This window comes from Streptococcus sp. CCH8-H5 (genome assembly GCF_001556505.1).
GTDB lineage: Bacteria > Bacillota > Bacilli > Lactobacillales > Streptococcaceae > Streptococcus.
In genome coordinates this window covers 1-8,016 of record NZ_LSIZ01000149.1, presented here as the reverse complement: position 1 = coordinate 8,016, position 8,016 = coordinate 1, and the positions used below count along the sequence as shown (strand labels likewise).

At 42.6% G+C, this 8,016-nt stretch carries 7 protein-coding genes and 1 pseudogene; 1 reads left to right on the top strand and 7 read right to left on the bottom strand.

Translation table 11 applies throughout. The annotated features are described in order from the left end of the window. Positions 1 to 102: 102 nt before the first annotated feature. From AX663_RS09500 to AX663_RS09480, 5 genes and pseudogenes are all read right to left on the bottom strand, one after another. Entirely contained in the window at positions 103 to 597 is a 495-nt protein-coding gene (locus tag AX663_RS09500; RefSeq protein ID WP_060973335.1) for a DUF6773 family protein, read from the bottom strand. A 13-nt stretch (positions 598 to 610) separates the two neighbouring features. Further along, positions 611 to 808, bottom strand: a complete 198-nt coding sequence (locus tag AX663_RS09495) for a helix-turn-helix transcriptional regulator (protein ID WP_002885991.1) — start codon at positions 806 to 808, stop codon at positions 611 to 613. A 175-nt stretch (positions 809 to 983) separates the two neighbouring features. Then, entirely contained in the window at positions 984 to 1,967 is a 984-nt protein-coding gene (gene trhO, locus AX663_RS09490; RefSeq protein WP_022496434.1) for an oxygen-dependent tRNA uridine(34) hydroxylase TrhO, read from the bottom strand. A 169-nt stretch (positions 1,968 to 2,136) separates the two neighbouring features. Next, positions 2,137 to 2,484, bottom strand: a pseudogene (locus AX663_RS09485) (DUF2200 domain-containing protein). An 8-nt stretch (positions 2,485 to 2,492) separates the two neighbouring features. Beyond that, complete coding sequence (locus AX663_RS09480) at positions 2,493 to 3,194, bottom strand: glucosamine-6-phosphate deaminase (protein WP_060973334.1); 702 nt, start codon at positions 3,192 to 3,194, stop codon at positions 2,493 to 2,495. A gap of 151 nt (positions 3,195 to 3,345) precedes the next feature. On the opposite strand from AX663_RS09480, the gene queA reads away from it, so the two are divergent. Then, positions 3,346 to 4,389, top strand: coding sequence for a tRNA preQ1(34) S-adenosylmethionine ribosyltransferase-isomerase QueA (queA, locus tag AX663_RS09475; RefSeq protein WP_060973333.1), 1,044 nt, complete (start codon positions 3,346 to 3,348; stop codon positions 4,387 to 4,389). 97 nt (positions 4,390 to 4,486) lie between these two features. Here the strand turns inward: queA and AX663_RS09470 are convergent, their stop codons facing one another. Continuing rightward, complete coding sequence (locus AX663_RS09470; protein ID WP_060973332.1) at positions 4,487 to 6,274, bottom strand: ABC transporter ATP-binding protein; 1,788 nt, start codon at positions 6,272 to 6,274, stop codon at positions 4,487 to 4,489. Positions 6,275 to 6,286: 12 nt separating this feature from the next. Continuing rightward, positions 6,287 to 8,014: an ABC transporter ATP-binding protein gene (locus AX663_RS09465; protein WP_231724233.1), complete on the bottom strand. Its 1,728-nt coding sequence runs from the start codon at positions 8,012 to 8,014 to the stop codon at positions 6,287 to 6,289. Positions 8,015 to 8,016 lie beyond the last annotated feature (2 nt).

Below are 8,016 nucleotides of genomic sequence, written 5' to 3'. Positions count from 1 at the left end.
TTTGATACATCGCTAAAAGCTTTTCGGAACCACTAGCACAGCTAGTGGTTTTCGTAAGACAAAAAAATCAGACCAAAAAGAACGGTCTGATTCTCTCACTATTTATTCTTCATTCTCCAAATCGTCTAGCTGTTTTTCAAGACATTTTCTCTCATATCTTCCCAGTGCTGTGAGAGCCCAATTCATAAAAAAGACAAAGGGAACATAAATGATATAAGTAATTGGCCAAGCCATGAGATATCTAGGATCCAAGGGATTATTATGATAGACATTGTGGTATGACTGATAGTTAACTATCATTATTTCAAGTGTGATAAGCCCAGTCACCAGTAAACAACCTAGGACTGTCATACTAGAACCTCCAAAAGCATTTACAGCAAGACGTTCAGCTCTATAAATAGACCAAATCCATGCTATCAACAATGGATAAAGTAAGTAATTAGCAGAGATGACACCCTTGTTAAAGAGGGAGCCATAGAACAAGCACGCCATTGTCCCGGCAATCATTATGTAAAAACATTCAGCACCAACTTTATTACTTAGAGCTTCTTCGCGTTCATCTGTAACTTTATTATTAACAAGCTTAAATTTCATCATCTTTACTTCCTTCCTAAATCTCCCAAAACAGTTGATCCAAAGTCCTGTCAAGTGTTTTGCAAATGGCAATGCATAAACCTAGGCTGGGATTGTACTTTCCAGCTTCAATCAACCCTATGGTTTGTCTTGTTGCACCTACCGCTTCTGCCAAGTCACCCTGGGTCATATCATGCTCTGCTCGAGCTGCTTTTAAGCGTAAATTCTTTGCCACATGCCCCCTCCTTTTCATCTTATCTGATATTATCGTCGACATTGATTAGGTTCACCATCCGTTTTCATCTTAATTATACACTATATGTTTCTAATTGCAATATATATCTGTCATTATTTTAGAAATAAATTGCAAAAAAAGCCGAGATTTCTCTCAGCTTCTTCTATTTTTAAACTTAAGCAGGCGTTACATCCAAGCTCTCACCAATTGCCGCAAGACGTTTGACAACTTCTTCTTGGTTCAAACCATTTTCAGAGACATAACGGTTGCGTGGGTGAACACGGCATTCGTGTGAGCAGCCACGAAGGTACTTGTCTTCATTTTCCTCTGAAGCAAGCATACGACGGTTACAGAATGGGTTACCGCAGTTGACATAGCGTTCGCAAGGCGTCCCATCGAACCAATCCTTACCGACAACGACAGGGTCTACATGGTTGATATCAACGGCAATACGCTCGTCAAAGACATACATCTTACCATCCCAAAGCTCCCCTTGAACCTCTGGATCTTTTCCGTAAGTCGCGATACCACCGTGCAATTGACCAACATCTTTGTAGCCTTCACGGACCATCCAACCTGAGAATTTCTCACAGCGGACACCACCAGTACAGTAAACAACCACGCGCTTGTCCATGAACTCTTCCTTATGGTCGCGGACCCATTGTGGCAATTCACGGAAGTTGCGAATGTCTGGACGAATGGCTCCACGGAAGTGACCAAGGTCATACTCATAGTCGTTACGTGTATCGAGGACAACAGTGTCCTCATCTAAAAGAGCGTCTTTAAACTCTTTTGGTGACAAGTAAGCACCAGTAGTTTCAAGCGGATTGATGTCGCTGTCAAAGTTATCATCCTCTAAACCAAGGTGGACGATTTCCTTCTTGTAGCGAACAAACATCTTCTTGAAGGCTTGCTCTTCTTCCTCATCAATCTTGAACCAGAGGTCCTCCATCCCTGGAAGGCTGTGAACGTAGTCCATGTATTTTTGAGTGGTTTCATAGTCACCAGAAACCGTTCCATTGATTCCTTCGTCAGCGACCAAGATACGTCCTTTCAAACCGATTGACTTACAGAAAGCCAAGTGGTCAGCCGCAAATTGCTCAGCATTTTCGATGGGAAGGTATTTATAATAAAGCAATACTCGAATAGGTTTTGCCATTGTATGTCCTCTTTCTTTATGAAATATCTATATCTGTTGTTTGATAGTCAAAGTCAACTTAACTATTATAGCGTTATCAAAGAGGACTAGGCAATTGATTTGTTTGGAGAAGAATTGTCATAAAAGAAAAAGGCTGAGTGCCAGATGCCTCAACCTGAGTTTAAATAACTTAACTTCTTATTACCTTTTCCATAGGTCTCCCCTTAGCCAGCTCATCTACTAGCTTATCCAGATAGCGAATATCTTGCATAAGAGGTTCTTTAATTTCGGTCAACTTAACCCCACAGATGGATCCCGTAATCAGATGACGCTTAGGATTGAGGGCAGGAGCTTGACGAAAGAAATCTCCGTAACTAACTTCAAATGATAGAGCCTCCTCAATAGTCGTTGACGAATAGCCGGTCAACCACGTAGTTACCTAATCCACCTCTGCTCGACTCCTGTCTTTCCGCTCTGCCTTGGCCACTAGCATAGGATAGACCTTTGAAAAGCTCATATTGTAAATTTTACGACTCATATTTTCTCCTACAATTTCGCTGCAGCAGCCTCATCTAAGATAAGAGTCACATCTGGATGATGTTGCAAGACACTGGCCGGTACTTCCTCTGTTACTGGACCCTTGACCATCTTGAAAATGGCATCTGCCTTCTTGTCACCATAGGCAAACAAAATAATCTTCTTGGCAGCCATAATGGAAGCAATCCCCATTGAAATAGCCTTTGTAGGAACTTGGTCTCGACTGGCAAAGAAACGGCTATTGGCTTCAATAGTGCTGTCAGTCAAGTCGACCACATGGGTTTGACTATCAAAAGGCGTACCTGGCTCATTAAATCCAATATGCCCATTACTTCCGATACCTAAGATTTGCAAGTCAATGACATGTTGGGATAGGATATCATCGTAATCCTTGGCCGCCTGTTCTAAATCTTCAGCCATGCCGTCAGGTAAGAAGCTCTCTTTAAATGGCTTGGCATCAAAGAGTTGAGCTTTCATAAAGGCATGGTAGCTCTGCTCATGGTCTGGTGCTAGTCCGACGTATTCATCCAAATTGACGCTGTAAAGTTCCGAAAAATCCACGTCACTCTCAACCATCTCTTGGTAAAGGGCGATAGGTGAACTACCTGTCGCCAATCCCAATGTCTGAGCACCCGCTGCAAGGCTCTCTTTAAGAAGATCAAAGGCAACTTTGCCTCCCTCAACTTGATTTTCAACTAAAATCTTTTTCATTCTATTCACCTCGATATTGGTATATACCATTTTTATTTATTATCTCTTTTTTTAACCTTTTTGTCAAGCGCTTTCACTCGATAAGTTTAATGACGGTCGCCCTATATCGTGCTATAATAAAAAGGCTGAACATTTTTAAACGAGGAAAGAAATGAATACAAACGATTTTGATTTTGAACTGCCAGAGGAACTGATTGCTCAAACCCCATTGGAACAACGTGATGCCTCTAAACTCTTGGTCATTGATCCTGTAACCAAGGAAATGACTGATACCCACTTCGACCACATCATTGACCAGCTTAACCCTGGAGATGCCTTGGTCATGAACAATACACGCGTGCTTCCTGCCCGCCTCTACGGTGAAAAACCTGATACACACGGCCATGTGGAATTTCTCCTTTTGAAAAATACCCAAGGGGATCAATGGGAAGTATTGGCCAAACCAGCCAAACGCCTTAAAGTAGGTGCTAAAGTCAGTTTTGGCGATGGCCGCTTGACTGCCACTGTCACTGAGGAACTAGATCACGGTGGTCGAATCGTAGAATTTAGCTACGACGGTATCTTCCTCGAGGTTTTGGAAAGCTTAGGCGAGATGCCACTGCCACCTTATATCCATGAAAAATTGGAAGACCGTGACCGTTACCAAACGGTCTATGCCAAGGAAAATGGCTCCGCCGCTGCTCCAACAGCTGGTCTCCATTTCACACCTGAATTGCTTCAAAAGATTGAAGCCAAAGGCGTAAAATTGGTCTACCTCACCCTCCACGTTGGACTGGGAACCTTCCGACCTGTTTCTGTTGAGAATGTCGACGAACATGAGATGCACTCAGAGTTTTACACCCTCAGTCAAGACGCTGCCGATACCCTTAATAGCGTCAAAGCCGCTGGAGGCCGCATCATTGCAGTAGGAACTACTTCAATACGAACACTTGAGACAATCGGCAATAAATACGATGGTCAACTCCAAGCCGACTCAGGCTGGACTAATATCTTTATCAAACCAGGCTACCAATTCACAGTCGTAGACGCCTTTTCAACCAACTTCCACCTTCCAAAATCAACTTTGGTCATGTTGGTTTCAGCCTTTGCTGGCCGTGAATTTGTCCTCGATGCCTACAAACACGCCGTCCAAGAACGCTACCGCTTCTTCAGTTTCGGAGATGCCATGTTCGTCACACGACCTGCTGAGAAATAAATATTAATTTTGAGACTTCTCTCACTGGGGAAGTCTCTTTTATTGCTCGTTAAAATCAGCAAAAATCCACCAGTTATGAACTGATGGATTATTTTGTTTATTTCTCTGCAAACTGGCTATTATACAAATCGTAATAGAAGCCTTTATCTGCAAGAAGGGATTCATGGTTCCCTTGTTCGATGATTTGACCATCTTTAAGGACCAAAATCTTGTCTGCCTCTTGGATAGTTGACAGACGGTGAGCAATGACAAAGCTTGTTCGACCCTGCATGAGAGTCTTCATAGCCTTTTGAATCAAGAGTTCCAGACGGGTATCAACTGATGAGGTTGCCTCGTCCAAAATCAAGATTTTAGGATCAGCCAAAAGCGCACGCGCAATGGTCAAAAGTTGCTTTTGTCCCAGTGAAATGTTACTTGATTCCTGGTTCATTTCCATGTTGTAACCGCCAGGTAGCGTACGGATAAAGTGGTCCACATTGGCAGCCTTAGCGGCTTCAACAATTTCTTCATCAGTTGCCTCAAGATTACCAAAACGAAGATTTTCCTTGATAGTTCCTTCAAAGAGCCAAGCATCCTGAAGCACCATACCAAACTGTTTACGATAATCCTGACGTGATAAGTTACGAATATCATGACCATCAACCGAGATAGAACCAGCCGTCACATCATAGAAACGCATGAGAAGATTGATAATCGTTGATTTTCCGGCACCAGTTGGGCCGACAATAGCGACCATTTCGCCAGGATTGACTTCAAGATTAAAGTCACGAATCAAAGGTTTATCAGCCACATACTGGAAGTCTACATGCTTAAAGCTAACCTGACCGGTCAAATCTCCTTCAAGCACTTCAGTAGCATCATTAGCCTCGTCTGGTTCATCCATCAGTTGGAAAATACGGTCCAAAGAAGACTTAGCACTCTGCAATTGTCCAGCTAACTGAGTCAAGTTCTGAATAGGTTGATTAATCTGCCAAACGTACTGAACAAAGGCCTGCATATTACCAATCGTCAAGCGACCAGCCAAAACTTGCAAACCACCTAGAACAGCGACAATGAGATAGGTCAAGTCAGATAAACCATTAAGGACAGGCATCATGAGGCCTGAAATGAAATTGGCCTTAAAACCTACCTTCTGAAGGTCTTCCGTAATCTCTTTAAAGTCGTCTAAAGATCTATCCTCACGGCCAAAAAGTTTAAGCACATTGAAACCAGTCAGATTTTCCTGAACAAAACCATTAAGAGTACCTAGAGCATCAGCCTGCTGCTTAAAGTAAGGTTGAGACTTACTCATGATAAAACGGGCACCAAAGAAAGTAATGGGAATAGTGACGACAACTATAGCTCCCAATTGAAGATTAAGGTAAAGCACTGTTCCAATAACTAAGACTAGAGTAAAGACGGCATTAACAATCTGCAAGAATGACTGCTGCAAGGCATTAGATACTGTCTCAACGTCACTAGTAAAGCGGCCCAAGAGGTCCCCAAACTGGTGCTTATCAAAGTATGACACTGAGGTACGATTGATTTTATCGGTCATCTCATTTCGCATATCTTGAACCGTTGCTTGCACAGCATTGGTCATGAAATAGTTGGAATAGTAGGCAGCCAACTCATAAATAAGACCACGCAAGAGATAAACAACCAGAACCAAACCAACATAGGATACATTGATATGGGCGCCTTCTACCCCCTTAATGATATCCAGCGTATTTTTGGTCAGCTCTGTAATAGCTAAACCAATGACTACGGGTTCAATGACACTCATGATGACACTAACAATTTTCAAGAAAATGGCTAGGTAAAGTGGGAAACGATAAGCCTGCAAGTATGACCAAAGACGGCCAAAACTTGAGGAATGGTTTGTTTTCTTTTTATTATTCTTCATTTTGACCTCCTTCTAGTCTTCCGTAAGACTCTTTTGATTCAATTGTGAATTAGCAATTTCACGGTAAATATCATTGCTTTCCATAAGCTCTTCATGACGGCCACGACCAACGATTTCACCTTCATCCAAAACAATGATTTGATCAGCATCCATGATAGTTCCCACACGTTGGGCTACAATCAGGACTGTCGCATCTTGAGTCACTTCTTTTAGACGACGGCGCAAGGTCGCATCAGTCTTGTAGTCCAAGGCAGAGAAGGAATCATCAAAGATATAAAGATCAGGACGTTTAACCACCGCACGTGCAATTGACAAACGCTGCTTCTGTCCACCAGAAAGGTTGCTACCACCCTCAGCCAAATGAGAATCATAGCGTTCTTCCTTACTTTCGATAAATTCCTTGGCTTGAGCCACATCAGTAGCTTGATTCAATTCTTCATGACTGGCATTTTCCTTACCATAACGGATATTTTCACCGATAGTCCCTGTAAAGAGTAGGGCTTTTTGTGGAATAAAGCCAATCTTACGACGAAGAGCCTTAAGATTGTAGTCACGGACATCTACTCCATCAACAAGAATGCGTCCAAGTGTTACATCATAAAAGCGTGGAATCAACTGCACAAGTGATGATTTTCCTGAACCCGTTGATCCGATAAAGGCAATGGTTTCACCAGGTTTTGCCTTGAAAGAAATGTTGTGTAGGACAGGACTTTCAGTTTCACCAGGATAGGCAAAGGTCACATTGTCAAACTCCAAATATCCCTTAGTCTCGGTTTCTGTCACGCCATCTTCATTTGGATTGATAGAAATCGGCATGTCCATAATTTCCTGCAGACGTTCACTAGACACCGCCGTACGAGGATACATGGTAAAGAGATTGGCTAGGAAAAGGAAAGACAATAGTGCATGGAAGCTGTACTCAATAAAGGCAACCAAGTCACCGATAGCCAAACTTCCAGAGCCTAATGGCTCAAGAGCAAACCAAACAATGGCCACAATCATAGCGATGATGATTTGCACAAAAAGTGGCTCGGTCAAACCAGTCAATTTGAAAAGTTTATTTGAATTATCCGCATAGACAGCATTTTCAGAAGCGAACTTCTTCTCTTGAAAATCTTCTCTAGCGAAAGCTCTGATGACACGAAGTCCAGTCAGATTTTCACGAGCATACTGGTTAATCTTGTCGAGAGTTGCCTGTTGCTTTTCAGAAAGCGGACGCGTTTTTACCGCCACATACCAGACAACTACGGCTAGGAAAGGTAAGGAGATTGCCACAATCCAAGCCAAAGATGGACTTGTCGTCAAAATCAAAAAGACACTGGAAACCATCATCAAAGGAGTGATAACCCCTAGCTTAAGAACCTGATCCGCAAACTGCATAAGCACAAAAGCATCTGATGTAATACGAGTCACCAAAGAGGATACCCCTATCTGCTCATACTCGTGGTGGGAATACTCCTGAAGCTTAGCATAAATGTCATTACGCATGACTTGCACCATAGTAGTGGTCAACTTTCCAACCGCATAGGACAGAAGTATACGACCAACAATCCCAGTCAAAACTACACCAAACATGACCCAAGCATAAGCGTAAAGCTTATCAACATCACCACGGTTTATTCCCTCATCAATCATTCTGGCAAGAACCGTCGGCAAACCCAAGTTAGCAATAACAAATAAAATGGCTGCCGTAAAATTCATTGCTAGCCACTTAGGATAACGTCTGAGATAAGACCAAATAT